Annotated in this window: 27 protein-coding genes; 2 read left to right on the top strand and 25 right to left on the bottom strand. The window is 44.3% G+C overall.

The genetic code is table 11. From position 1 onward, the window contains the following. Positions 1–4: 4 nt before the first annotated feature. The 24 genes from DESPCE1_RS0117260 to flgM all read right to left on the bottom strand — a co-directional run bounded on the left by DESPCE1_RS0117260 (position 5) and on the right by flgM (position 23376). Positions 5–1219, bottom strand: a complete 1215-nt coding sequence (locus DESPCE1_RS0117260; protein WP_019851145.1) for a chemotaxis response regulator protein-glutamate methylesterase — start codon at positions 1217–1219, stop codon at positions 5–7. Beyond that, positions 1206–1649 (bottom strand): chemotaxis protein CheW, encoded by a 444-nt coding sequence (locus DESPCE1_RS0117265; protein ID WP_014795285.1) that lies wholly within the window; start codon positions 1647–1649, stop codon positions 1206–1208. Before DESPCE1_RS0117265 ends, DESPCE1_RS0117260 begins: the two co-directional genes overlap by 14 nt. A 64-nt stretch (positions 1650–1713) precedes the next feature. Next, entirely contained in the window at positions 1714–3909 is a 2196-nt protein-coding gene (locus DESPCE1_RS0117270; protein ID WP_019851146.1) for a chemotaxis protein CheA, read from the bottom strand. 728 nt (positions 3910–4637) lie between these two features. Beyond that, entirely contained in the window at positions 4638–5015 is a 378-nt protein-coding gene (locus tag DESPCE1_RS0117275) for a flagellar protein FlaG (protein WP_019851147.1), read from the bottom strand. A gap of 38 nt (positions 5016–5053) precedes the next feature. After that, positions 5054–5386 (bottom strand): hypothetical protein, encoded by a 333-nt coding sequence (locus DESPCE1_RS0117280; protein ID WP_019851148.1) that lies wholly within the window; start codon positions 5384–5386, stop codon positions 5054–5056. A gap of 15 nt (positions 5387–5401) precedes the next feature. Beyond that, a complete protein-coding gene (gene fliS / locus DESPCE1_RS0117285; RefSeq protein ID WP_019851149.1) occupies positions 5402–5794 on the bottom strand; it encodes a flagellar export chaperone FliS in 393 nt (130 codons plus the stop codon). Positions 5795–5808: 14 nt separating this feature from the next. Beyond that, complete coding sequence (fliD, locus tag DESPCE1_RS0117290) at positions 5809–7290, bottom strand: flagellar filament capping protein FliD (protein WP_019851150.1); 1482 nt, start codon at positions 7288–7290, stop codon at positions 5809–5811. 265 nt (positions 7291–7555) lie between these two features. After that, positions 7556–8803: a glycosyltransferase gene (locus tag DESPCE1_RS0117295; RefSeq protein ID WP_019851151.1), complete on the bottom strand. Its 1248-nt coding sequence runs from the start codon at positions 8801–8803 to the stop codon at positions 7556–7558. Position 8804: 1 nt separating this feature from the next. Continuing rightward, positions 8805–10088 carry a polysaccharide pyruvyl transferase family protein gene (locus DESPCE1_RS0117300; protein WP_207643856.1) on the bottom strand — a complete coding sequence of 428 codons (1284 nt, stop codon included), beginning with the start codon at positions 10086–10088 and terminating at the stop codon, positions 8805–8807. A 68-nt stretch (positions 10089–10156) separates the two neighbouring features. Beyond that, positions 10157–11161 carry a radical SAM/SPASM domain-containing protein gene (locus DESPCE1_RS0117305; RefSeq protein ID WP_033422391.1) on the bottom strand — a complete coding sequence of 335 codons (1005 nt, stop codon included), beginning with the start codon at positions 11159–11161 and terminating at the stop codon, positions 10157–10159. A 2-nt stretch (positions 11162–11163) separates the two neighbouring features. Beyond that, complete coding sequence (locus DESPCE1_RS24100; protein ID WP_019851154.1) at positions 11164–12039, bottom strand: CatB-related O-acetyltransferase; 876 nt, start codon at positions 12037–12039, stop codon at positions 11164–11166. Positions 12040–12054: 15 nt separating this feature from the next. Next, positions 12055–12873: a radical SAM protein gene (locus DESPCE1_RS0117315; protein ID WP_019851155.1), complete on the bottom strand. Its 819-nt coding sequence runs from the start codon at positions 12871–12873 to the stop codon at positions 12055–12057. Between the two features lie 18 nt (positions 12874–12891). Further along, positions 12892–13806 (bottom strand): glycosyltransferase family 2 protein, encoded by a 915-nt coding sequence (locus DESPCE1_RS0117320; protein ID WP_019851156.1) that lies wholly within the window; start codon positions 13804–13806, stop codon positions 12892–12894. A gap of 20 nt (positions 13807–13826) precedes the next feature. Beyond that, positions 13827–14621: a glucose-1-phosphate cytidylyltransferase gene (gene rfbF, locus DESPCE1_RS0117325; protein ID WP_019851157.1), complete on the bottom strand. Its 795-nt coding sequence runs from the start codon at positions 14619–14621 to the stop codon at positions 13827–13829. A gap of 76 nt (positions 14622–14697) precedes the next feature. Next, entirely contained in the window at positions 14698–16605 is a 1908-nt protein-coding gene (locus DESPCE1_RS0117330) for a glycosyltransferase family 2 protein (RefSeq protein ID WP_019851158.1), read from the bottom strand. Between the two features lie 73 nt (positions 16606–16678). Next, entirely contained in the window at positions 16679–17836 is a 1158-nt protein-coding gene (locus DESPCE1_RS0117335) for a flagellin (RefSeq protein WP_019851159.1), read from the bottom strand. A gap of 255 nt (positions 17837–18091) precedes the next feature. Beyond that, the gene (locus DESPCE1_RS0117340; RefSeq protein WP_019851160.1) at positions 18092–18490 is read right to left on the bottom strand and encodes a flagellar protein FlaG; all 399 of its coding nucleotides are present in this window, start codon (positions 18488–18490) and stop codon (positions 18092–18094) included. A gap of 112 nt (positions 18491–18602) precedes the next feature. Further along, positions 18603–18836 carry a carbon storage regulator CsrA gene (gene csrA, locus DESPCE1_RS0117345; protein WP_019851161.1) on the bottom strand — a complete coding sequence of 78 codons (234 nt, stop codon included), beginning with the start codon at positions 18834–18836 and terminating at the stop codon, positions 18603–18605. A gap of 1 nt (position 18837) precedes the next feature. Next, positions 18838–19296 (bottom strand): flagellar assembly protein FliW, encoded by a 459-nt coding sequence (fliW, locus tag DESPCE1_RS0117350; RefSeq protein ID WP_019851162.1) that lies wholly within the window; start codon positions 19294–19296, stop codon positions 18838–18840. Positions 19297–19345: 49 nt separating this feature from the next. Continuing rightward, entirely contained in the window at positions 19346–19897 is a 552-nt protein-coding gene (locus DESPCE1_RS0117355; RefSeq protein ID WP_019851163.1) for a DUF6470 family protein, read from the bottom strand. A 71-nt stretch (positions 19898–19968) separates the two neighbouring features. After that, positions 19969–20952, bottom strand: coding sequence for a flagellar hook-associated protein FlgL (gene flgL / locus DESPCE1_RS0117360; RefSeq protein ID WP_019851164.1), 984 nt, complete (start codon positions 20950–20952; stop codon positions 19969–19971). A 24-nt stretch (positions 20953–20976) separates the two neighbouring features. Beyond that, a complete protein-coding gene (gene flgK, locus DESPCE1_RS0117365) occupies positions 20977–22575 on the bottom strand; it encodes a flagellar hook-associated protein FlgK (RefSeq protein ID WP_019851165.1) in 1599 nt (532 codons plus the stop codon). A 12-nt stretch (positions 22576–22587) separates the two neighbouring features. After that, a complete protein-coding gene (locus DESPCE1_RS0117370) occupies positions 22588–23067 on the bottom strand; it encodes a flagellar protein FlgN (protein WP_014795308.1) in 480 nt (159 codons plus the stop codon). A 33-nt stretch (positions 23068–23100) separates the two neighbouring features. Further along, on the bottom strand, positions 23101–23376 hold the full coding sequence (flgM, locus tag DESPCE1_RS0117375; RefSeq protein ID WP_014795309.1) for a flagellar biosynthesis anti-sigma factor FlgM: 276 nt from the start codon (positions 23374–23376) through the stop codon (positions 23101–23103). Between the two features lie 480 nt (positions 23377–23856). Between flgM and DESPCE1_RS0117380 the strand changes: the two genes are divergently transcribed. After that, complete coding sequence (locus DESPCE1_RS0117380) at positions 23857–24651, top strand: flagellar motor protein (protein ID WP_028305617.1); 795 nt, start codon at positions 23857–23859, stop codon at positions 24649–24651. A gap of 49 nt (positions 24652–24700) precedes the next feature. Further along, positions 24701–25540: a flagellar motor protein MotB gene (locus DESPCE1_RS0117385; protein ID WP_014795311.1), complete on the top strand. Its 840-nt coding sequence runs from the start codon at positions 24701–24703 to the stop codon at positions 25538–25540. A 4-nt stretch (positions 25541–25544) separates the two neighbouring features. Here DESPCE1_RS0117385 and DESPCE1_RS0117390 read toward each other — a convergent pair whose 3' ends face one another. Then, on the bottom strand, positions 25545–26585 hold the full coding sequence (locus tag DESPCE1_RS0117390; protein WP_019851167.1) for a M28 family metallopeptidase: 1041 nt from the start codon (positions 26583–26585) through the stop codon (positions 25545–25547). Between the last annotated feature and the right edge of the window lie 22 nt (positions 26586–26607).

Raw genomic sequence — 26607 nt, forward strand, 5'->3', positions numbered from 1 at the left:
GTCGTTACCTCCTTTGCACACATTCAACAATATGCCGGGCGATCTCCCCCAAAGGAACCACCCGGTTGGCTAATCCTGCATCCACAATGGCCCGGGGCATACCATAAACTACACAAGTCTCTTCAGCTTCTGCGATAGCATAGCCTCCCCGTTCCTTGATCTCCCGCATTCCCCTGAGCCCGTCATTTCCCATTCCGGTCATGACCACACCCAGGGTACCTTTACCTACCTCTTTCGCTAAGGACAGAAACATCACATCCACCGATGGATGATAGAGGGTGGTAATCGGAGATTCATCGCCGATATGTAGAAAGAGCTGAGAGCCACGGCTTTGAACCTGCATCTGCTTACCGGCGGGAGCAAAATAGATGGTTCCTGCTTTCAAAACCTCCCCATGAACCCCTTCTCGTATGGTGAGGGGGGACATCCCATTAAGGCGCTGGGCCAAGGGGGCGGTAAAGCCAGGAGGCATGTGCTGTGCCACCAGCACCGGTACCGGAAAATTACCTGGAAGCTGGGTTAATACAGCTTGCAAAGCGGATGGCCCTCCGGTGGAGGTACCAATCGCGACAATCTCGACAGGATATCTGGGCAAGCCCTCTCCGCCATCCAGGGAGCGTCCTTTCGGATTTCCTAAGATAGAACCCGCATTCCCTGGGGATGATAATCCTTGGGGAGGACTCTGATAAGTACTCGTACCGGCACGAGGAACATTTTCACCAGCGGTTCCAGCTGTCCAGGCCGGCCGGCTTCCTGGGTTCGTCGGAGTTCTGCTTACGGATCCTTTTTTATTTAATCGTCCCGGATCCACTTGAGCAGCAGCTTTAACTTTGTCGATTAAATCCCGAGCTAAAGCTTGGATATCTGCACCCGGTCCCCCGGAGGGTTTGGCAACCACATCGAAGGCTCCGGCTTCTAAGGCTTTAACACTGGCCTGGGCTCCCTCTGTGGTCAAAGCGCTGAGGATAATGACAGGGGTAGGCTGCCAACGCATGATTTCACTCAATGCCTGGAGTCCGTCGATCTGAGGCATCTCAATATCCATGGTCACCACTTGAGGGCGAAGAACTTGTAGCTTTTCAATCCCCTCTTTGCCATCCCGAGCCGTATCCAGCACCTTAATATCCGGATCCTGACTTAATATTTTTTGCAAAGTTAAGCGCATAAAGGGTGAGTCATCCACAATCAAAACGGTGATTGGGGATTTAGGCTGATTCATGATTCATCTCTCCACCCATGATATGATCGAGGTTGAGAAGAATCAGTAACCGTTCTCCTATCTTGCCTACTCCGCGGATAAAATGTGAGTCCATCCCTAAGGCGACAGGCGGTGGCGGCTCAATGGACTCGGTATCCAAACGCAGAACTTCTGTCACAGCATCCACCCGAATCCCAAAAACTTTATTCTGTACTTGAAGGACAATAATCCGGCTTAAATCGCTTTCTTCCACACGTTCCATCCCAAAACGGGTCCGTAGGCTCACCACAGGAATAACATTGCCCCGCAGATTGATGACCCCTTCCACATATTCCGGGGCCTTAGGCACTCGGGTGATGGGAGGAATACGAATAATTTCCTGTACACACATAATATCTACACCAAATTCTTCTGAACCCAGACCGAATGTCACTAATTGTTCTTCCGCCATCCTAGTCTCCTCCTCTATAATCAGATGTACCATTATATTCTAATACCAAGTTACGTAGTCATATTTAGCCTTTCCTTGCTACAAGGATATCCTGAATCAAACTCCCGATATCAAGAATCAAGGTAACTTTTCCATCCCCTAGGATCGTTGCTCCGGCAATACCCGGTAAGTTATTCAAGAAGTCGCCTAAAGATTTAATCACTACTTCCTGCTGACCGCGCAACCCGTCCACAATCAGACCCAGAGCCTTATCTCCCAGCCCTACTACCACCACAAAGACTTCTTCAGCTTCTGCCTCAGGTGCAGGAAGTGCGAATTTGTCCCGAAGTGAGATGAGGGGAAGGGTGTTACCACGAAGCTGAACCATGGGCAATCCGCCCACATTCTTGATGTCTTTGCTCTCAACCAGCAAGGTCTCTAAGACAGAGGATAGGGGAACAGCATAAATCTCTGTACCCACTTCAACCAATAAGGCTTGGATAATAGCTAAGGTTAAGGGAAGACGAATGGTAAAGGTGGTCCCTTGACCCTGGCGGGTAGTAATGTCGATCATTCCGCCCAAATTATTCAAGGCCTTTTTAACCACATCCATGCCCACGCCCCGACCGGAAATATCCGTCACTTTGTCCGCTGTACTAAATCCCGGCATAAAAATTAAATTGGCAATATCCCGATCCGAGAGGCCTTCCCTTTCACTAACCAGCCCACGGCTGAGAGCCTTTTCGTAAATCTTGTTCAGATCCAAGCCTTTTCCATCATCGGAAATCAGTATGGCGATATGATTCCCTTCATGATAGGCATCCAAGGTGATGGTGCCCACTTCCGGTTTACCGGCTGCCCGGCGTTCCTCCGGAGTCTCAATGCCATGATCCACGGAGTTGCGGATTAAATGCATTAAGGGATCGCCGATGACTTCCACTACCGTCTTATCCAACTCTGTGTCTTCCCCCCGGAGGACCAGTTCCATCTCCTTTTGAGTCTTACGGGCGAGATCGCGAACTAAACGGGGGAAACGGCTGAATACAGTGCCGATAGGAACCATGCGCAAACGCATAGCACTTTCCTGCAAATCGCTCATCAAGCGCCCAAGATACACTGTAGTCTCATTAAGATTATTCACTAAAGCATCCATGCGATACTGTTCCTTAAGCTCCTGGCCGATTTGAACCAGGCGAGTACGAGTAATCACCATCTCGCCCACCAAATTGATCAGATTATCCATACGCACAGTATCGACCCGAATCGTATGTACTTGATTGTTCCCATCTACGGCAGCATTGTTTCCGTTGCTGGCAGCAGGCTTATTGGAAGGCGGTGCTACCACCTTGACCGGTGTTTCTTGAACAGGCTTTACCTCGGGCTGCACAGGCTGGGAAGGAGTCGGTTCCACAACCGGGAGTAGTTCAGCCGCCTGAGCTGCAGCCGCCACTTCTTCGATAACAGGACTATTAATCGCCTCACCCATGAGGTAAGGATGAATCTCTACCTCTGCCAGCTCGGAGACCAAGAGAATTTCCGAACGAATCTCTTCAGGGGGATCATCGGATAAAATCAGCATCGCAAATCCGTCTTGTCCGCCCACTTCCAGTTCTTCCACGCTGGGACGAAGTTTGACTACTTTACCCAGATTCTCCATCCGTTGCACCGCCATGACCGCGCGGACTGCTTTCATCAAAGTATTGGGAGCAAATCTAATATCGATTTGATACACTCCATGTCCCATATCCTGAGAATCTTCAACCTGTTCCGCTACTTCATCAGACAGTTGAAAATCTACCCGCGTATAATTCGTGGCTGAAGCAGAGCCCTCATTCCGGCTGTCACTGTCTTCTTTAACCGCGGTCGGGGTTCTGCCATCCATGAGTGCCCGCATTTCATCCACCAAGTCTTGATACTCGACGGTGATTTCCTCTCGCTTTTCCACCTGGCCTAACATTTCTTTGACACGGTCCGTAACCGCTAAAAGAACGTCAACCATGGAGAGTGAAACTTCCATCTTGCCTTGACGCAGCCGATCCAGTAAATCCTCAGCAGAATGAGTCAATGCTACTATGGAAGTAAACCCCATGGTTCCGGAGGCTCCTTTTAAACTATGTGCAGAACGAAAGAGATCATTAATCAGCCCGACATTATTGCCTTCTTTCTCAAGTTGCAGCAAACCCGCTGCAAGCTTTTCAATTTGCTCTTGTGAATCGAGAAGATAAAAATCCAGAAATTCTCCCAAATCGACTCCCAAGTTTTGATTATCTTCCTGGCTCATATGCAGCTCCACCCCTAACTTTTGCTTCTTCATTGTACACGGAAAAACCTGACTGAAGTCGCCGGTTGCCTCAGTGCACCGCAGATATGACTTTCAGATATGCGAAAAAATAAGCCAAACACTATACCCAATTCCGTTATGTAATCGGTGGAAGCCCCATGGGCAGAGGCATCCATTGTTCTTTATTCGCCACGCTTTTTGTAATTCCTCCAAGCAAGGAGTCTATCAAGAAATCTTTGCTTTTCCCAAATATATCTTTTTTTCCGCTTTAATTATACTAACATTCCCTTAATCCAAGTGTAAATAAAACATTACTACATTTTCTTTGGAATACAAATTCTATTTTACTTATAAACGTGTCCTGTTTATATAGGACTTTCATCCTAATTTCTCCCAGCCAAGCAAAAAACACTCCGAAAAGCGAAGTGTTTTTTGCTTTCGACTATTATTATGATGACGATACCTAATATTAATTGGGATTTTATGGATAACTGAAAGAGTCACACATGGAATTTACGAAGAAATAATACGAAGTTTACAATGCAGCTATATCATAATAATGTATTCAACCAGTATTTGAAAAAGAACAACTAAGTGATTAGATTATACTGCTTTGAGCTTTCCGAAAGTATGTCCTGACGGAGCCCTTATTCGATGGCACAACAGACACAAAAAGCGCCTCAATCCTTTAGAACACCAAGGATTGAGGCATTTTAACAATGAACCTGTTAAACTCTTTGATCGACAAATAATCCGGCAACATCGGTTAGATTATGGAGCAGCTCCATCACCCATTTCGGCGTGGATTCCTTAAGAACCTGCTCCGAGTCCTGGTCCACGATCCGCACCAGGATCTCCTCCGCGTCCTCTTCATGAACCTCGAACCGCATTCCTTTATTGATCAGGCCCATAAAGCGGTTCAATTTATCCACTGCCTTCTCAACTTCCTCACGGGGAATCTCTTCCCGGGCATTGGGAATCTCATTCTTACGCTCGACAACCGGCCGGGGTATTTCTTGAGATCGTTCCAGTTTTTGACCAGGATAGGCATCCACAGGCATCATGGTCTTCTGATTATTAGGCTGAATTGGCTCAATAACGATCATGAGAATTCCTCCTTCCAGCACTGGACTGGGTAGTCAGGTTAGCGCACCCAGTTTCTGTGGTTCACAGGACGCTGGTTCCCACCTGAGTAGGCTTCCGCTACTTGATGATGGTGTTTTGCTTTACTATGAGTCGCTTGAAAGTGACTCATGAGGATTTGGTCTTCCCCCTGGATCTCAGTCAGGAGCTTTCTCCCCTCAGGGGAACTTCTGAAACCTTGGTCCGGAGTCTCCTCAATGAGAGTCTGCATCCGTTCCCGCTGGTTCATCAAATCATGGAACAGCTCCATATCCTGTTTGTCAAGAAATTTCAGCATTTCTTTGGTGAGAAAAAGGTAGTCCTGCCATAAGGATTCCGGAGTTTTCTCAGTCATACCCTGTTTCCTCCTCTAAACCCCGGCCACTTTGTCTTGTCGGGCCAGCTTCATGGCTTCCTGCCAGGTATTGCGCATATCTTCCAGGATTTCTTTAGCGTTACGCAGCTGCTGTACGTCTTTTTTTATATTGCCTTCAATTAAGCAGTGCTCGATATACTCATAAAGAGCTGTCCAATTCTTGGCGATCTCATAATTCATATCCAAGGTATCCATGAATTCGCGAATAATCGCTTGCACGCGGAGGTTGGAGTGGTGAGATTTTTCCTTATCGCCGCTTTCCAGGGCCTGGATGCTCTCGTTAAGGAATCTTAAGGCGCCGTTATAAAGCAACAAGGTTAACTGCTCCGGGGAAGCCGTCATGATCTGCTGGTTTTTGTAAGCGGCCGCCATTTGGGAATTCAACATATTTTCACTCCCTTTTAATTTCCACTGCTAAACATATTCGCCAGCCAGTTACTTTGTTGGCTTAACTTGCTCAAAGCTAATTCCATAGCATTAAATTGTTTATAGTAGCGTTCTTCCATTTGGGCAAGGCGGTCGTTCATGCGATCTAAACTATCTTCATAATCGCGAATTTGCTTTGCCAGAGTACTTTCCGTATCACCTTTAATGGTACTGGTGACGCCTGCTGTTTCCTTAATGTTATCCATAGCTGATTTCAAGCTATCATAGAGGCGTACCGCTACCCCTTGGGTACTCCGATCCTCTCCGGAAGAACCAAACAGTTTGTTCACAATATCCGGGTCGGCTTCCAGAGCTTCCTTCAACTTGGTTTCATCAAGATAAAGCTTGCCGCCTTCCAGATAATCCTTTCCTGTGGTCACACCTATAGAAGATAAAGAATTGTATTTGCCCGCAATTCCACTGATAGGACTCGCTATATCATTGCGCAGCCTATAGATCAAGGACTGCAGAGTAGAATCATTGCGCAGAAGGCCGCTTCTCGCCATATCTTCCCACTGAGTAATCTGAGAATCGCCCAGTGCACCCTTCATTTCATTGGTTAAGGGCATGTAACTTTTATATTTTGCCTCATTCAGTTCCTTATTGATCGTTTCCAGCAAGCTGTTGTATTGTTCAATGAAATCCTTGACCGCAGATACGGCTTTCCCATTATCGGCCGAGACATGGATGTTAGCCTCGCCTTTTGCTTTCAGAGTATAGGTCACGCCAAAGGCGGTAAAGGTGTTGCCGGAATGGGTAATTTCAGCGCCATCTAGTTCGACCTTAGCATCTTTACCCTCTACCCTCGCAATATCTAGCTTTAACTTATCGGTAAGAAAATCTATACCGGCAGGATCCGTTGTCTCTCCAAAATCAATAGCCACATCCTTCCCTGTTCCTGTCGTGCTTATCTGAAAGCGATCCAGGGCAGCGTCATAGCTGGCTCTAATCTTCAAACCTGATTTGTTCAAGTCACTGACAAAGTCATAGATGCTTTTGGTTGGATCCACTTCTATGGTTTCCTTTCCAACACCATCGCTGATCACCAGGTTAAACTTTCCCTCCGCCAGATTAAGCTGAGAAACCAGGCTGTCTTTAATAGCTCCTGAGCCTATTTGCCCACTGGTGATTTTCGCTCCCTCCGCCAGATTGATCACGTTGATACTGCGACTTACATTGGCCGCGTCGGCATTGGCTGTAGCGGTAACAATGCTCTCCGCCGATGATGTCACGGTCTTGGGGATTGTGGTGCTGGACAGCCGATAGTTAAAAGCCGTGGTATTTCGGAAGTTCTGTATTGTGTTGTACATGGTATTATAATCGGTTTTTTTCCACTCCAGCTGAGTTTTCTTTTGCCAGAGTTTATCGTATTGCTCCCGACGGGCAGACATGATGTCTCTAACCATTTGATCCACATCCATGCCAGAACCGCTTAAACCATAGGTACGTATTGCCATATATAGTCCTCCCTTACACTTCAATATTTATCTTTACCCGCTTGGTACACTAAGCCTAACTGTTGAACTTCCTCTATAAGGATTATCGAATTAATCTAAGTAAAACTTAAGGATAAAAACACAAAACTAAAAATAAGAGACCTTTGCTATAAGTCTAAGCTCTCTATCAGATAGATGTAGAAGGTAGTTTACGATTGATATTGATGTTCAAGGTCCCTATATTTTTTTATTTTTCATTTTCAGAGTGTAGCAAAATGTACGTTGATTATATATCAACACTAGGGGACAGTGAGTTCAACTTTTTCCTGAACTCTAATATCTCCTCATCATTTGGTAACAACTCTTCCAGTTCGGTCAAATCTATCACCATATCATCCCAACGTTCTTGTCCGATAAAGAAGCACATTCGCAGCTTTTTAAAAACTATCCATCCATCAGCATATTGGGCGGCGGCACAGACGAATTCGCCGACATCAACGAAACTCTCAACTTGCTCGTCCGGCACCTCATTCAAGGCGAGGAGCCAGTTTGCGACATCAGAAAACAGCTCCTGTCGCTGTTTCCGCATGTAAGCCCCCTCCATGATATACGTCCCAAAATCTTCGCGCGCTGCAAGCTGCTTCATTTGGTTGCTAGTAAATATCTTACATAAGCCATCCAATTTTTCTGAAAGACTAATTTTTGCGTTTAACAGAACGTTCAAGGTGTCTTTGATGGCGTTCATATACACGGCTAACAGGAAATCTTCATTGAAAGGAGTAACTACGCCACACTTCGACCTCAAGTATTTCAACGCAGCATCGTATAGTATGCTATCAGATGGGATGCGAATTGGGTCGAAGTGATAAGAAACGGATTTTTGTGACATATAGTATTTATGCAATGATTCGGCAAGGATTCCCACTCTCTTAGCATTCCGAAACGCTTCCATCGTAAAAAGCGTGTCATTACCATACACCCTTTTTTCACCGAAATCACACTTTCGAAGACACGACAATTTAAAAATTTTACCCCAGACCGTACGCATAAACTGGTAATATGTTGTGAAATACCTTTGAAAATCAGCAGAACTTTCCCAAATTAAGTTTTGCTTGAGTATGCGAATATCATGAAGTTTGCCGCTTTGCATATCAATAAAGTCACTACCGCATGCAGCAGCATCAAGATTGTTATCCTCCATATAATTTAGCATTTTTTCAACAAAATTAGGAGTGTAGATATCATCAGCATCAAGAACGGCAAAATAATCGTCATCACTATAGATTTCAAGTATTTTTTCTAAATATGTACTGGGTATAATTTCCTTACGTGTATGGGAAGAGCTCAAATCCACGTAAATAATCCGGCTATCGTTATATTTACTCAAGAGTTCTTTATTTAGCCCATTTCCGGAAATATCCAGAACATGCCAAGCAAAATTGGAATACGTCTGCTTCAATAGGCTTTCAGTCGCCTGACATAGTACATTGCCACCGCGGAATACAAATGTACGAAATATTACTTTCCTTGTCATATTATGATAATGCCTCCTGGTCTTCACGTTCAGTTATAAACTCATCGGCAACGACCAAATACTCTTCAGGTTTGTATCCAATTCCCTCCAAAAACCGGGTTGCATAACTCGTTGCACTAACAGCGGTAACAATTACATACGGCTTATATTCACGCAGATAGTCTGGCTTATGTATCGGAAAACCTTCCCAATATCCTGTTTTGTAACTGTCAATTATAGCAGTCAGAACAGTTGTAGGATATTTTGAGGATATAAAATCAATCCAGAAGCCTAAATTCTTATTTGCCCCCCATAGAGCATACTTTATTGTATTTTCCGGTTGCGTCAGTGCATCTAAAGCTAGTTCCAGCCGCGATATATTTTTGTGGGTAACAGAATGGCTGTCATAATAAAGAACTTTGTTTCGCTTAAAATAATAATCCGTTATTTCTTTAGCAGTTTTTTCGTCATATTCTATATAGTCACTATTTGTCGAAATAGATTGAGCTACACCTTTAACCCGAGATATGGCCAAAGACGCTATTTTTTGTTTTACGGGTTCGTATTCAGCAGGTTTGGGGTCCCAGTTAATTTCTTTATATTGTTCGGCGGAATACAGAGGAATGAGTTTTTCGGCCCAAGAAAATCTTTGGTCTATAAAATCTTTTGCAAAAACAACGGGAATACCCATAGCCGCACATGGAATCGCGACATGAAGACGCGACGTTACAATCAGCGAGGCATTTTGTTTATAATAGTTGTAGTGTTCTCGGACAAAATCAAATATTTTTGTTGATTCTTTCAGATCCTCATCCGAAAAATAGGCTTGCTGAGTAGTAAACTCGCAGTTATCAAACAATCTTTTTGGTATAAACTTTTTTAAAGCCATTGGAGCATCGGCAAAGATAACTTTGGTTTCGTTTTTCATTATTTCGCGTTTTGGAAACGTTGCGGTCAGGCAACCATTCAAATATGCAGGTATTTTAAGTGAGTTGAAGATATCATATGTGTATTGGTCTCGGCAGCCAATTGGTGCAAATTTGCGAAAATAAGCCAGATTTTCATCTATAGAGAAGAATCTTTCTGGGATAAGCTCGTCAATAACACTGCTTAGCGAAAACCCAAGGAAGACAGGAATAATATCACTCGATACTGCAATTTTATTGTCTCGGACGATGATCGAAGAAATAAAATTTAATGGCAGCACCAATTTCTCACCACGATACGTTGCAACATCGGCGCCACCAATGTACGAAACATCACTTGAGGAAATACCCATTCGATCATAAAGTGATTGAATAGCCATAAATTGCAAGTAATCTCCAAAATTGATACTATTTGAAATATGGTCTCGCAAATTAGCGTATCTCATAATTAGTCTATCCTTTCCAAAATGTTCTGACGATATCCATCAATTATATCCGCCTCAGTCTTGACATAACCCTTGGGGAAATAGCATGTTTCACAGCGTTTGTGGCTTTTACGCCCATTTATTAAAGTACTGCGCAGAAAATCTTTTCGACGAGAACTGTTCCATGCTTCCGTCAGCTCTGTATCCTTTACATTACCAAGAGAAAACGGCGGGTCAATTACGCAACAAGGGTATATATCGCCACCGGGAGATATGGTCAAATTTAAAAATGTTATTGGACAACATATGATCTCCCCAAAATCCTCACCAAATTTGTTGGATTTATTGTTTGATGTTTCGTCATAAACAATTTGCTCCTGCCAAAGAGCTATCGTATTCTCAATAAATGTCTTATCAGCTATCGGAGAAAACATCGCGTAAAATTTTTCCTCTTCCTTGGCATCGCGTAATGCCTCATCAACAATTTTTATATTAACTTCCAGGTTATTGGTCTTGTTTTTATATAAAATTTCTAAATTCTTATAGAACGTATCAAAGTTAAGATTAAACGCACAAACTTTTTTATAGGCTTCAGCATCGAGACCTTGAAGAGAAACAACGACTTTATCGATACCGCATGATGCAATTACTTTTGCGCTTTCTTGAGTGAGCAAAGAGGCATTGGTGTGAATCTCGATTTTACTTGTTATTCCAAGTTCCTTCAGTCTTTTTGCCATTAACGGAATATTCTTGTTGCACAGCGGTTCCCCCATTCCAGACAATGAAATTACTCGTGGGGCTTCCGGAAACTTCAGAATTTGCTGCACGGCCCTTCCAAACGTTTCCATTGACATAATTCCATTGTCTACAGCATATCCCCAAGTTTCGGAAGGCGATACTGAACGAAAGCAATATGTACATTTGAAATTGCACGCCTCACTTGAATCCAATATAAGTCTGAACGGAGTGTTTAAGGGGAGTATTTCACCTAAGCAACTGCGATTTACGTCAAAGGAAGGTGCTTTCATATTTATTTATCCTTTCCATACATCTTGTATCTTTCAAAAAATAAACTATAATCGTAAAACAGGTCAGAGTGAGAGGCAATATCGTCGTCTGACCATTCCCACCATCTTACCCGTAATAAAATATCAATTTGCTCCGGAGAAAAACGATATTTTTTAACTTTTGCGGGTACACCGGCTACAATAGCGTATGGTGGAACATCCTCAATCACCACTGCCCCTGTCGCAATAACTGCACCATCGCCGATTGTCTTCACTTTGGATGCATTGATGAAAGTATTAGCACCTATCCAAACATCGCTGCCAATTGAAACTCGGTTCGCACTGACCGCTGCTCCGCCCGGCATCCGCTGTTTGCCTAATTTATTAAGTCGAAAGACTTCATGTGAAGTGCTGAGTAAAAAATTATGATCTGCACCCATAAATGCCGTTTTATTTATCGAGCAAAAACTTCCAATGGATTCAATGTAGTCCTTGGTGGTATGACCCAAACAATCCGCATACGCAGAAAAACCGTTAGTGTGCTTCCCCAAAGGCACTCCGTCAAATACAACACCACTATTTCGAAGTTCACTGTAAGAACAATAGTCGTCATTTTTCGAATAGCCGATTTCATTAAGTTCAGTCGCAATTTGAGAAAAGTAATTCGGAGGCGCAATGACACAATAATGCTCTTTTGGCGAGAGAGAATGCTTGCTTATTACTGTTCTTCCGAAAGCAAAATTAACTGTATCCGCTTTACGGTCAGCGAAAGAATCCACCCGCATATTCCCTATAAGCTCAATAATAGTCAAGGCCTCAAAACCAATTAGACCGATGCCATAAATAACTAGTTTACGGCCGCGGAGACGCTTCTGTAAAGCTACAAAACTATCAGGCATAATTTTCACTCTCTTTTATTTTCTGAGTTGCTCAAGTTCCTCGTTTGTAAGTTGCTCCGCTGGAAGAAAACGGACACTGTCATCACACATACCGTCACAATATTGGCATGCGGTAAAATTATCTACGGAGTACCAGCTTTCTATTTTATGCTGTTTCTCCTCTAAACTGACGGAATCGTCAAAGAGATCAAAATACTCTTCAGGAGAATCGAAAAGCCCCAACCTCATAGCATGCATCGATTGAGAGCATGGATCTACCCTGCCGTTAAACACCTTAACACAAAGATTCAGTTTCTGCGGATGACTGCATTTTGCGTACAATTCCTTTGCTCCGTTCAAATCACGCTTATGTGAAAAGTCGCCAAAATCCACCCAACCACCACAATGTGGGTCATCATGGTAATCTCTCAGTTCATGGGGAGTTTCATTTTGCTTAAGGAGTTCTCCAAACTCCCGTAACTTTGGCGACAACTCCTCACCATAATAGTCAACTATATAGTAAATCTTATTGCCAAACTTTTTCGATACTTCCAAAAGTTCATGAGGAGGTAATATTGAACCATTTGTAATCACCTCAAATCGGTTTTCCACATTATCAGTATAATTGAGGCAGTGCTCAAGAATTTGCCAGAGATCCTTACGCACTAGTGGTTCTCCACCGGCAAGGATAAGTCTGTTAAGCGTAGGTGTCAACTCAAAAATCCGGTCAATTGATTCTTTTAAGAAGTCAAGTGAAGGATGCCAAGCATCTTTAAAGTACGGTGCGTGTATTGCACATAGCTTACACTTTAGATTACATCTGTGGGTGACATCCAAAGATACACGATAGAGCATAATCACACTCCCCTTAAATCAGGTAAATTTAATATATTGTTCCGTCCATTCCTTCTCGAATTGCTGAGCATAACCGCTGTTCAGAAATTCATCTCTATGTGCTTTCAACTCGGCCTTCATCGTATCCAGCAGCTCGTCGCACTCCGACAGCTTATAACGGTTAATCTTTTCAATCATTGAAATCATAAACGACCACTCGAAGTACCGAAATACTGCCGCACTGTTAGGAAACAGTTCACTCAGCCATTCCGTTCGCTCACGGTAAGTTCTAAGATATTCGTCAAGAGTTTCCCTCGTCAGCAGAGTATGATTAGTCGTCCATGCAGAGTTGTTGCCTGGATGCCGATAGAATGTGTACTTCGGCAAGCCATGATACGCAACCCGCTTCGGCTTCGCCAGCAGTTTATACATCAAGGCAATGTCGTCATATTTATCTCCCTCGGAGAACCGCAAATCCTCCACAAGAATACGTTTGAACATTTTTGTCGGAAAGGCCATATTGTAGCGTTTGCGCCACATCAGTTCAATTAGGGCTTCTTCGGGGGTCATTACGAGCTTCTCGTTAAACGCTTTGTCTGCCGCACCGCAAATAGAAACATCCGCATCGTTCTCGCTCACGAGATTATAGAGAAACTCCAAGAAATCCGGTTCCGCGTAATCGTCGTCGTCAATGAACGCTATGTACTTACCCTTTGTCGCATCCAGACCAATGTTACGACCACTACCTATATTTCCACGCTTACGATGAATAACCCTAACACGCTTGTCCTTTTCAGCATAGCTATCACAGATTACCCCACTATCGTCTATTGAGCCATTATCGACCAAAATAAACTCGAAATCGCGGAATGTTTGACAAAGTATACTCTCAATTGCTCGTCCAACGAGGTTTTCACGGTTATATGTCAGCATAATTACGCTGATTGCAGGCATATCTTAAATCCCTTCTCTTTTCATAGCACTTTTTTATCCTCCCAAATCTTCCACGGCGCATCCCCGGAATTCCACAAATATTCCAATCTGCCCTTATCTCTAAGCGTATCCAAGCATTGCCAGAACCCTTTATGCTTATATGCCAACAGATTTCCATCCATCGCTAACTTTTCCAATGGCTTGCGCTCGAATATCAGATCTTCTGAATCATCCAGATAGTCGAACGCCTGCGGTTCCAAGATCATAAATCCACCATTGATCCAGCCCCCGTCCTCTTTGGCCTTTTCGGAGAATTTCTGAACCGACTGATGTTCGTCAATATCCAGAACTCCAAAACGGCCGCCCGGCTGGATTGCTGTCATGGTTGCAATTTTCCCGTGGCTCTTATGAAATTCAAGAAGTTCATTTATATTAACGTCGGAAACCCCGTCGCCGTAAGTCATCATGAAAGCTTCGTCGTTTATATACTTCTGAATTCGTTTGATTCTTGCTCCAGTCTGTGCTTTTAATCCCGTATCCACAACGGTAACTCGCCAAGGTTCTGCGACATTACTGTGAATTGTCATTTCATTGTTTTGTGAAAAATCAAAAGTTACATCGGACCTATGCAAATAGTAGTCAGCAAAATACTCCTTAATCACATACCCCTTATATCCACAGCATACTATGAAATCATTAAATCCATAATAGGAGTAATACTTCATTATATGCCACAAAATAGGGGCATCCCCGATCTCAATCATTGGTTTAGGCTTCAAATGGCTTTCTTCACTGATTCGCGTGCCAAATCCGCCTGCTAAAATAACAACTTTCATTTCATGTCACTCGCTTACAAAAATTTACCTCATTCAGAACTAATGCTTTTGTTTATAATGTTTTATTTTGAAGGCACTAGGGCTTGAGTATTATCTCCAAATAGCGTTCCTCCAAGCTATTTCCACTTGGAAATTTGTCCACACTCCAGCGAAGAAACTCATAGATATCATTTTGTCTATATCCCCGTTCATAGGCCTCTATCAATGAAGCTGCCGCCTTCTCATATTCCCGCAGCTTATACCAACAAATACCTTTAGCATAGATCTGGTTGATTAGCTCCTCTTTCTTCATTTCTTCCAGATTAATATATTGTTGGTATAGTTCTACCGCCTCGGTATAACACTCCTGCTTAAAGAAAATGTTCCCTAATTCCGCATAAATAATTTTATTACTGAAGTACTTAGCCAGTTGAATCCCTCTATTAAGTACTTCCTTATTTCCAAAAAGGTATAGATGAATAATAAAATTTAAATATTCTTCCTTATCTTCCTGAGAAAATGCGGGTATCTCATGCTTAATCATTCTTTTTACAAAACGCTGTATGGGCTCAGAAGCATTTGTTTCTACCCAGTTAAGATATTCTCTGCGTCCACTCATAAGTGCAGATATTAATGCTATTTTTTCAAAAGCTTTGTTTTTCGGATCCTCAAGCAGGCACTTTTGAGCAACGTCAAAGGTTTTATCATACTGGCTGTTGGCCAAAAGCATGTAAACCACAGTCAAATCATCACTGCCATATTTCTTTATGCGCAAAGCTGAATAATAGGCAAGCACTTTAGGAAGAGGAATCTCCGTTAAAGTGGAAACGATAAAATCCAGATCCTCTTTATCATCCTTATTATAAAGGCTATTCAACAATAAGATAATATCTTCATCAGGAAAATCTTTTATTATATGCAAAAGCCGGCGCAAGCAGTCGGGCTGACGTGTTTTTTCCAGTCTTAAAGACCCCACGAAACGATTAAATGCATCCTCATTATCATTTCTATGGGATGCGATGACCCCCATATAATAATATATATGGGGAAGATTTGGCATGATAGAGTTAATTTCTATATCCCTATAATCCTTCTGCAACTGTAAAGTTTTTTCATATTTTTTATAGGCTTCATCATATTTTTTCAAATCATACAGCATATTGGCCAAATAAAAGTGAAACGACGGATGGTGCGGAAACTCATTGATACCTACATAAATCTCTTTAAGAATATCATCAGCATTGCACTTTAAGCGCAGCATAGAGTCAATAATATTCTGACGGGGTTTTACATTATAGCCCACTAATCTGGCACCACTGTCGATAAACATCTTGGCGTATTTAATAGATTGCTCCCAATCTTCCATGCCAAAATAGCAATCGCTAATATAGTGGTATATTGACGGGCCTTCCAAAGCCTTATCCAGTTGCTGGAGAAGAAGTTCCAAATTCCTTTTGGACTTTTTTCCTCGGTCACTAAGAGAATAACCTTCATGATGAATAAGCAGTTCCTTTTCATCGGCAAGGAATGCCTCTATAGTTTTATTTTTCACTTTATAGAACAGGCATTCATGAATGCTGTTTTTATAGCGGATATTTCTATCTCGGCGAAAAATCCTTATATGGGTTATTTCATCCAATAGTTTACCATTGGTATAGTCGATATTTTTCATTTTGCAGGCAATTGCTTTATACTGGGAAGGCAAACGTCGAATTAAAGGGATAATATTTAGGGCTGTATCCTTAACAAAATATTCATCCGCATCCAAAAAAATGATCCAATCTCCCTTAGCTCGATCCAAAGCATAGTTCTTTGCATCGGCAAAATGATTATTCCATTGATAATGATAGACTTTTGCACCCAAGGCTTCGGCTATTTCTATAGTTTTATCCGTAGAACCGGTATCTACTACGACAATCTCATCTACCACATCTCTATAGCTTTCAATGCATCTGGCAATATTTTTTTCTTCATCTTTAGCAATCATGCATGCGGATAGTCTCATCGTCCAAATCCTCTTTCTCTATAAGAAGAGGCCAGATAAAAACTCTGGCCTCTAAAGGTTTGCTTAATTAAAATTAGCGGAGAAGCTGAAGAACACCTTGAGGTTGTTGATTGGCCTGAGCCAGCATCGCTTGAGCAGCTTGTGAAAGAATGTTGTTCTTCTGGAAGTTCATCATTTCCTTCGCCATATCTACGTCACGGATACGGGACTCAGCAGCGGTTAAGTTTTCAGAGGATGTTCCCAGGTTGTTAATGGTGTGCTCCAAGCGATTTTGTACAGCCCCTAGCTTAGAGCGCTCCGCGGATACTAGTTCGATGGCATTGTTAATAGTCTTAATGGCCGCTGTTGCATTCTTATAATCACTTACATCAAGGGCCTTGCCATCTGAACCACGCACTCCGATGTCATCGGCTTTCATGGAGTTCATACCTACAAGAATATTTTGTCCGCTATTAGCGCCAATCTGCATGCTGAAAGCATCTTCCACATTGTTATTTGCGTCCACTGCTTTCTTAATGCTAATTGTAACGCTCTCTCCAACAGCAAGCTTAGACAAATCATCACCTGTTAAGGTAACTTCTGTACCATTATCTAAAGTAATTTTTATTCCGTCTGCCGAAGTAGCTCCTGTCGTAGAAGGATCACCGATGGTGAAATCAGTGCCTACAAAACCAGTAGAAGAACTATTCGTACGCGTAATAATAATCGTTGCACTTGCTGCGGCACTAGCTGTAACCGTATCAATTTTTATATCGGCTTTCGTATTCAATTCGATTTCAGCTTTAGCATCTGCAGCTGCAACCAAACCTTTTTTGTCACCATTTAACAGCTTCTGAGTATTGAACTCAGTAGTGTTAGCGATACGATCGATCTCATCTGTTAATTGGTTGATTTCCTTTTGGATCTCATCACGGTCGGTGGTGGAGTTTGTATCATTGGAAGCTTGAACAGCCAGCTCACGCATCCGTTGGAGAATGCTGTGGGTTTCATTCAAAGCACCTTCAGCGGTTTGAATAAGAGAGATGGAGTCTTGGGCATTCCGCTGAGCTTGGTCCAAGCCACGGATTTGGCCGCGCATTTTTTCGGAGATAGCCAGACCGGCAGCATCGTCACCGGCACGGTTGATACGGAGACCGGAAGAGAGCTTTTCCAAAGATTTGGCGTTATTGGTATTGTTGGTGGTCAATTGACGATAGGTGTTGATAGCCGACATATTGTGGTTAATAATCATAAGTGTATTCCTCCTTGATTATGATGCCGGGCATCCTTGCCCGTGCATTTTCACTAGTGCGGGGTATAGAACTTCTGCCCTCCGGCCGGTAGGGGAGAAGTATTCTACTTTTCCTGCTTATCTTTTATATCGTAAGATTTAAGGATTTTACTTAGGACGATTTGCGGACGATAATCGCTTGTATTACTGTTATTACTCGATTTATCTTTCGTTTTCTCGATATTAAGCCCTTATTTCTAAATCTTTATCACCACTTCATACTTTCTTATCCAAAAGCAGTCCCACATAATCCCGGATGGCTGCCAAAGTGTCCAGCAATTCATGGGGGGGGAATTCCTTGATAACCTGATTATCCTTTTTGTTGATAAATTTAACAATCAGTCGCTGAGTTTCTTCATGTAATTCAAATTGCAAATCCGAATCAATAGTTACGATAAATTGATTCAGACGTTCGGTCAATCTATTAGCATCCTCACGAGTAAGTTCTTCCTTACCCTTATCCCCAGGTTGGGATTGGTTTTTCCCAGCTTCCGATTTATTGGCCGCCGTGGGTTTATTCAACGCCAGATCATCGGGTTTTGCAATCTCCGGATTCGCCGCATAGTTATTCGCAGTTGCTTGAACCGGGGGTTGTTTTACTACAGTCATATCCATATGCCTATCCTCTCTCCTTTTGTCACAAAATTCTTTATATAGATTATCGGCAAAACAAGAGCAATACTTAAGAGGGGAATTCAGGCGATTGCCTGAATTCCCCTCTATTAATCTACTTTTTGATGTGAAACCCCTTTAAAACAGTTAGTTCCGACAGATCTGCAGGGATAGCGGCCTCTTTATTCTCAGCCGCGATAGCGTCATAGATCTCACCCCGGTAGATTTTGATCTCTTTCGGGGCATCAATGGTGAGGCGGATACTGTCCCCTTTAATAGCGACGACGGTTACGACGATGTTATCACCGATCACGATGCGCTCTCCTGCTTTACGGGTGAGTGCCAGCATCTTACTCGCCTCCTTCAGGAGTTCCCTGAGCTTGGGCCTCAGGAAAAAGCTTGTGGCGGACGGAATACTCCGTTTTATCCAGAATAATTTGTCTACCGATACCCTTATCCCTATTGACAACGATGGGAGCCAAGAGATTGACTGTCATGTCGGTTATCTTTTCTCTTACGGTGCCAATCAGAAAAACCTGAGGAGGGTTTTCTTCCGAAAGTTCCAATTCCCCGACAAGCTCATCATCAAGGACAAACTCATACTCCGGAATAAAGGGGAAGGGATCAACCAGCAGAAAGGACAAATCCGCTTCTGCAGTGGATTGAAGGAAGGAAAAAGGACTATTTTCATCATGGGGTAAATGGACAAAGGCTTTCTCGTCGAGAAAGCCTGGAATTCCATGAGGAAAATGAATGATCTGCTCAGGGGCCACTTCAAGGGTTCCAAATCGTGTGGATTCTATCTTCATTTCGTTTCCTCCTTGGAAATAAGGTTGCAATATATGCAGAAAATGACTGCTACACTTTAACATCTACTACGGAAATATCAAGTCTGGGATACTGAGTCACCTGGATGTTCACCTTTCCGGGCCGGTAATCCGCATCTACTTTTCCCCTCACCAGGTTGTAGTTAATTTTGCCCGGAATGACTTCGATCTGAGCCGGGCTGGCTTCATAGCGGACAGAGGGGGGGACGATGGGCTCAAAGCTGAGCTCGCCTTTTTCCGCAAAACAGGATTCAAAAGCCATGTCGGCGATGGCATTGGTGGCAGGATTACTGATCTGCGCCAGACGGTTTCCCTTTTCCACGATGGCGGCGATACCTTCCAATGCAGCTTTCCTCCCGCGATCGTAGTTTTCCTGGGAAAGGGCAGCCCTGGTTTTGATGCCTATGGAATGATAATATTCCGTACTGTCAATGGTCAATTTTCCGGCTGGTTGGCTGATCTGCAGCTGGGGACGGATGTTCTCCATCTCAACCATGGGAAGATGTTTCTTCATATCTAACCGGGCATTCTGTATCGTATACTCCAAGCGAATGGGGTAACTCCTCATGCTGAGTCGGAGCATCCGGCAACACCCCCTTAAGCTGTCGCTTTTTATCATCTATACCATTTATTTGAATTTATCCGAGTCCTGGTTTACCTCAGGAAATCTGCCAGGGAGGGCTGAATAATCTTCGTTCCCACAGAGAGGGCAGCCTGATAAACGCTGTCCTGGGTCTTAAAGTTCACCAGAGTCTCCGCGATATCGGCGTAAAGAACGGTAGCGAGTGAATCTCCAAGATTGGCAGCGGTGGAATCCAGCTGGGTATAGACCGAATCCATACGATTTTGCCGTGCACCCAGTTGAGCGCGTACATCAGAGATGTGATCCGCTTGAAGTTCCATTTTAGCGATTAAGACCTGTACGCCGTCTTCTTCCGTCCCTGTGCCATCATCCACTCCAAAGATGTTTGATTCGTTCAGAGCTTTGCTCAATTGGGCCAGAGTATCAAACATGGCAATGCCTGAAGCACCGGTCTTCTTGTACTCATAGGTGGGAGGATCGGTGGAAGGGGTCTTTTCGAGATATTCCCAGCCTGCTCCAAATAAATCATTCCCATTGACCGAGACTTCGATACTTAAATCACTGCCTACCTGGAATTTCTTCGTATCATCGGAGCCTTGCCATCCGGTAGCTCCTTTGGGAAAGGGTTCCACATTGGCTGTCCCGCCAAAAATATATTTGGTACCTACTTTGGTATTGGCTAACTCGATGACATGCTCCCGGATTTGATCGATTTCAATGGCGATCTTTTTGCGGTCCTCATCATTCACCGTGGATGTATTCATAGCATGAATGGCCAACTCTTTAGCCCGTTGGATCATAAGGCTCATCTCACCCATAGTATCATCTGTCGTATCCATATAGGCTATGCCCTCCTTGGCATTGGCCTTCAGTTGGTTCAGGTAGGAAATGTTACTTTTAAAGCGCAGCGAATTCTCCGTCCCCACAGGATCATCGGAGGGGCGGTTAATCTTTTGTCCTGATGACAACTGATTCTGCAGTTTATCCAAGCGACCTTGTGCCGCCTGGAGATTTAGGAGCAGATTGCGGGAAAGCATATTATTGGAAATTCGCAAAGCGGTTCACCGCCCTTTCTTATTCTAACGGGTAATACCCATTCCATTGACGATAGTATCCAGCATACTGTCCAGCATGGTCACGATCCGCGCTGCCGCAGTGTAACTCTTCTGGAATTTGACCAGATTTGTGATTTCCTCATCCATGTTTACTCCGACCACGGATTCCCGTTGATTATACATATGAGTGACAAGGACTGCCTGGCCTTCCTTCATCCGGGTCGCTTGCTGGGCATCGACCCCCAGCTCGGCAAGAGCTGCCCCATAATAATCACCAATAGAAGCTGCCGATAAAGGAGGAGGGGGCGGAGTTGTTATAGGAGCCCCGGTCACAGGGTCTGTCAAACCAGCAAGCCCGGTCCAGCCTGTGGACAGAGAACTAATAGCTTTAGCAACTTCTCCGTTACCATAAGCTCCCACCGGGTTCCCGTTTTCATCTTGTGTAACTTTTCCGGTGGCGATTTTCCAGGGATCACTTATCAGTGCTGCATTCACTTTAATATTAGCGGCAGTGATCGTTCCTACACTGGTATCGAAAAAATCGAGACCAGAATTATTATCCCTATCTATCCCTGTCTTATGAATTGCATTCACCGCTTCAGCAATACCTTTGGCCAGCTGGTTATACTGATCCCGCAAATAAGCGAGGTGAGCAGTGGCTTTAGTATCACCGTTAGCGGTATCATAATCAAATCCGGAACCCCGCAATAAGATGCTGGAATGGAGCTCTCCCGAGCCTTCACCCAAATTAACGGAAGCACCGGCTAAAGGATGTCCCGCACCCCATTTTACTTCAGCAAAAGGCTCCCCATCCGCTCCGGCCGCCTCAGGTGTCGCCAGCTGATAGGCCTTCGTATCATCGACAAGGATCTGGTCGGTTGCTTTTTCATTACCGATATAGAGCTTAAAGATATTGACCTCTCGATCTGTAAAGTTAGGATCCCGGCTTTCCACAACCCGGACATTGACCAGCTTGGAAAGCTCATCCACCAAGGCGTCCCGTTGATCCAACAGGTCATTGGGATTGTCCCCGGAGACTTGGACTTTCTTAATCTGATGGTTTAGTTCCTGGATTTGCTTGGCATAGTTATTAATCTGGCCGATCTGGACTCGCACGCTGGAGTCGAGGCTTTTTTGCAACTCGGTAATCTGTTGGTCGATATGATGGAGGGTGTCGGCGAGAGTGGCCGCTCTTTCTAAAATGACGGAACGGGCGCCTAAGTTTTCCGGATTATTGGCAAGCACACTCCAAGAATTCCAAAATTGAGTCAAATCATTGCTTAAACTGTTATCCGAAGGTTCATTAAGAAGCCCTTCGATCTTCATCAGGGTATTTTCACGGGCTGCCCAATAGGAGTATTTGGAATTCTCCCAACGGAATTGCCGATCGATAAAAATATCCCGGGCCCGCTCGATGCTTTTGACGGTGACCCCTGTACCAATGCTCAAGTAGTTCCCCATGCCGGGGATTCTGTCGGATAATGTTGCCTGCAAATTAACCACTTGGCGGGTATAGCCTTTGGTATTGGCGTTGGCAATATTATGCCCTGTGGTATCCAAAGCGATCTGCTGAGATTCCAGTGCCCGCCTCGCTAACTCTAAACCAGAAAATGTGGAGCGCATACGAATCCTCCTCTAAATATTTCGATCGAGAAAGTGAACCGTCTTCGCTTCGCTCTCTTTCCCCCCAGGGCGGTTATAGGTACTGCCGCTGGGTTGTGCGGTAATCACGCTAAGGGTTAGGTCGATCACTTTCATGGCCTGCTTAAGAAGTTGATTATTGAGTTCATTGACTTCTTTCAAATTCATCACAACGTTTTCCAATTCAGTCTTAACATCGGTCAGTTCCGGAAAACGTTCTGCTAATTCTTTTAAAGTAATGCTTTCGGGAGCTTTCCCTAAGTGCTGGGCGATCTGCTCTGCCCATAGAAGCCGCTCCTTTTCCAGACGGGAGGCTTCGAGAAGAAGCTGCTCTTCCTGAATTGTCGTGGCTTCAATCTCATGGAGATCGTTTTTGAGCAGTGCCTGTTGCTTCATCTGAGCATAATGCTTGAGTTCTTTATAGAGAGACGCTTGTTGCTTTAAGTTTTCATTCAACTGCTTAATATCAGGCACAATAAAACCTCCTTTTGGGGCAAAGAATGCGGATCATTCTTGACCGAGCAGCTTACCGGCAATGGACTGCGCATCGATCTTGAATTCACCTTTATTGATCTGCTCTGTAATTTCTCGAATCCGTTCTTCACGAACTTCAGGAATCTCCTTGACTTTCTGTAAAAGATTTTGATAGAGCTGTCCCTTGTCGGAGACTTTGATGCCGTCTTGTTCCTGACCAGGTATTGCAGCTTTTTTAGCGATGGATGCCACTCGGTTGGTCGCTTGGATACTACCGATCGAGGACATTGACGTTCCATCTATTTTCATTTCGAATTCACTCCCGTACACACTATCTTATCTTTGTTATCGACATTCTCTCCGGAAAGATGAGAGGTTATTTAGCAGGATTATATTCATCAGCATTAGAATTTCTCCATTTTTCTCCGAATATCAAGGCTATCCCTTGACCCAGATAATTTTGTGTTTCCTTTTACCAGATTAAGACCGACCGCAAATCGGACTTGCCCAAATTTCCAAGCGCTTGGAAATTTGGGCCTTGGCCTTGACGAGTCCACTACCTTTTCTACTATAATAATATATAACAATAACATCGACTCGGACGACATCTTAAAGCGTACTTATTCTTATGTTATAGGCCTTTAGCCCTATAAAGTTTTATGCCTTTTTTTTCGATAAATAGAATGGTGTCTTTTTTTACCTAAAAATTTCTATGCAAAAATCTTAGCAAAGGGGGTAGCCGGTACTTTAGTTTATTGTGTCTTTAAGAGTAAGCACCGGCCAAGTATGATGGACATTTCAACATTATTAGGGATTCTCATCGGTTTTGGAGCATTAATTCTGGGCTTTCTCCTCGAAGGGGGGCATATCAGCGCGCTCTTTCTTCTCCCTCCGGCCATTATTGTTTTCGGCGGCACCTTCGGAGCAGTCTTTGCCAGTTTTCCCTTGAAGGAAATGAAGAAATTTCCCACTTGGATGAAGATTGCTTTTACTGATAAAAGCTATGGCACGATAGAAGCTTATGAGACTCTCATTCGCTTTGCCGAAAAGGCCCGTCGTGAAGGTCTGCTCAGTCTTGAGCAAGAGCTTGAAGAGGTGGAGGATCGTTTTACACGTCAGGGGATGCAGCTGGTCATCGACGGCACGGATCCGGATATTACCAGGGAAATCCTTGAATCCAATATTGCCGTGATGGAAAAACGCCATAAAGTCGGCATCTCCGTCTTCGAAGCCGCAGGGGGTTATAGCCCCACCCTCGGGATTATCGGTACTGTCATGGGATTGGTCCACGTCTTAGGTAATCTTACGGACCCGGAGTCCCTCTCTAAATCCATCGCAGGAGCATTTTTGGCAACCTTGTATGGTGTATGCTTTGCCAACCTTCTCTATCTACCCATTGCCACAAAACTCAAGCAAAAGGATAAAATCGAAGTAGCCTCTATGGAAATGATTATGGATGGGATTCTCTCCATTCAAGCCGGGGAAAACCCCTCTATTCTCAAAGAAAAGTTAAAAACCCATCTTGGTAATATGCCTGAGCCGGCGATCCCACGAAATGAGTCAGGGGAAAGAACTTTCGCATAAGCTCAGAATAACACTGTAACCAAACATAGTATAGAATTAAGGTGAACACATGGCGAGAAAACGAACTGAAGAACCTGAAAAAGATAGTTCCGAACGCTGGCTCCTGACCTATTCGGACCTCATCACTCTGCTCATGATTTTCTTTGTAGTTATGTATTCCATGAGCCAGGTGGATGCGAATAAATTCCAAGCCATCGCTGAGTCCCTCAGCATCGCTTTAGGTGGAGGCACCCCTGCTCAGATAGAAATCGGCACCTCTCCCTCCGGGCCGAACCTGATTGAAACTTACCCCGTCAACAAGCCGAAGGAAGGAAAAGGGCCCGAGAATGGCGAAGGAAATGGCAAAGGTGACGGTACCGATATGGAGAATATGACTATTGAAGCCATTAAGCAAAAGCTGGATAAATTTGCTTCAGACAATGGTATCGAGGCTAAGCTGGTCTCCTCCATTGAAGAGCGCGGGCTGGTCATTAGTATTCAGGATACCCTCCTTTTCGAGAGCGGAGCTGCGGAAATCACCCCCAAAGCTCGGGAAATCCTCGATAAAATCAACAACGTCCTGGCCTCGGCTCCAAACTACATTAAAGTAGAAGGACATACGGATAATCTTCCCATTAACACCGGCCGGTTCCCCAGCAACTGGGAGCTTTCCGTACTACGGGCCACCAACGTGGTTCGCATCATGCAGGAGATCATCCCTGCCGAACAGCTCTCCGCTACCGGTTATGGGGAGTACCGTCCTATCACATCAAATAACACCGAAGCCGGCCGGGCAAGAAATCGTCGCGTCGACCTGGTCATCCTCCGCTCCAAATATGATTTAACGGAGCCCGGACAGTCCCTGGCAGCCGATCCGACCTCAGGAACATCCGCAACTCCGTCAAATTAGACTTCTAAAAAGCAAGGCTCTTGACCGCTCGATACACGATTTCCGTAGCCAGCTGAACCTGTTCTCTTTTAACTATCCCAATCGTATCCTGGGTGGTGTGATTATTCTCCAACCACTCCCGAGCCAGAAGGGTCACCGCGGGGATACCCGCTTTGGCAAAGGTGATTTGGTCGCTGTTATGACCATTGCTTTGAACTATCATCGCACTGGCTCCTACCTCAGCGGCCGCCTTTTGAACAGCCTCAGCAGCTATCTTGGCTTTATCATCCGCCCAAAGACCGAAATTTCCAATCATGCCGTTACCAATGGTATCTACGTTGATAACGGCCTTTATTCTATCTAAGGGAAAACTGGGATTCCTTACAAACGCTTTAGAACCCAAAAAGCCCATCTCTTCGCCGCTCCAGAAGGCAAAGACCAAAGTCTTTTTGGGAGCCGCCTTCTCCCGAACCAGCCGTCTAATCACATCAAGGACACAGCCCACTCCGGAAGCGTTGTCATTGGCCCCCGGATACAACTGTCCTTCAAAAATTCCCAGGTGATCATAATGGGCCGAAACCAGGATAATCTCCTCCGTTTCCCCCTTAAGGCCGCCAAGAATGTTCAGGCTGGGAGCCCGGAGAGTGTCAGGGTTACCCACAGCAAAGGTTAAGCGGTTACCTACCATAGTTTCCTTAACTTCATGAATCGTAAAGGCATGGGCAAAGCTCTTATTGCTATCTCCCATGGGCTTCAGGCCCAGCATGCTCAGTTCCCTGGACAAATATTGGGAAGCTCTTCCCTCTCCGGCTTGACCGGTCCGTCTGCCCTCCATCTCCGGAGAACTCAAAGCGAGGATATCATCCATGGCTGTTTTGCTGAGGCTTGCCGATTGGAAATACTCATAAATCGTTTGAGCTTCCGGCGGGACCACATAGAGCTTGGCTCTGGGTTGCTTCATTAAGGGTTCAATAGCTGCTTTTAACTTGTTGTCAAAGCCAATCCATGGTAAAGTAAAGGCTCCAAGACCAAATAACATTTTCAAAAAAAAGCGTCGTGTTTGCATGTACAGCGTCCTTTCAAGTCTT

This window comes from Desulfitobacterium sp. PCE1, from assembly GCF_000384015.1.
GTDB lineage: Bacteria > Bacillota > Desulfitobacteriia > Desulfitobacteriales > Desulfitobacteriaceae > Desulfitobacterium > Desulfitobacterium dehalogenans.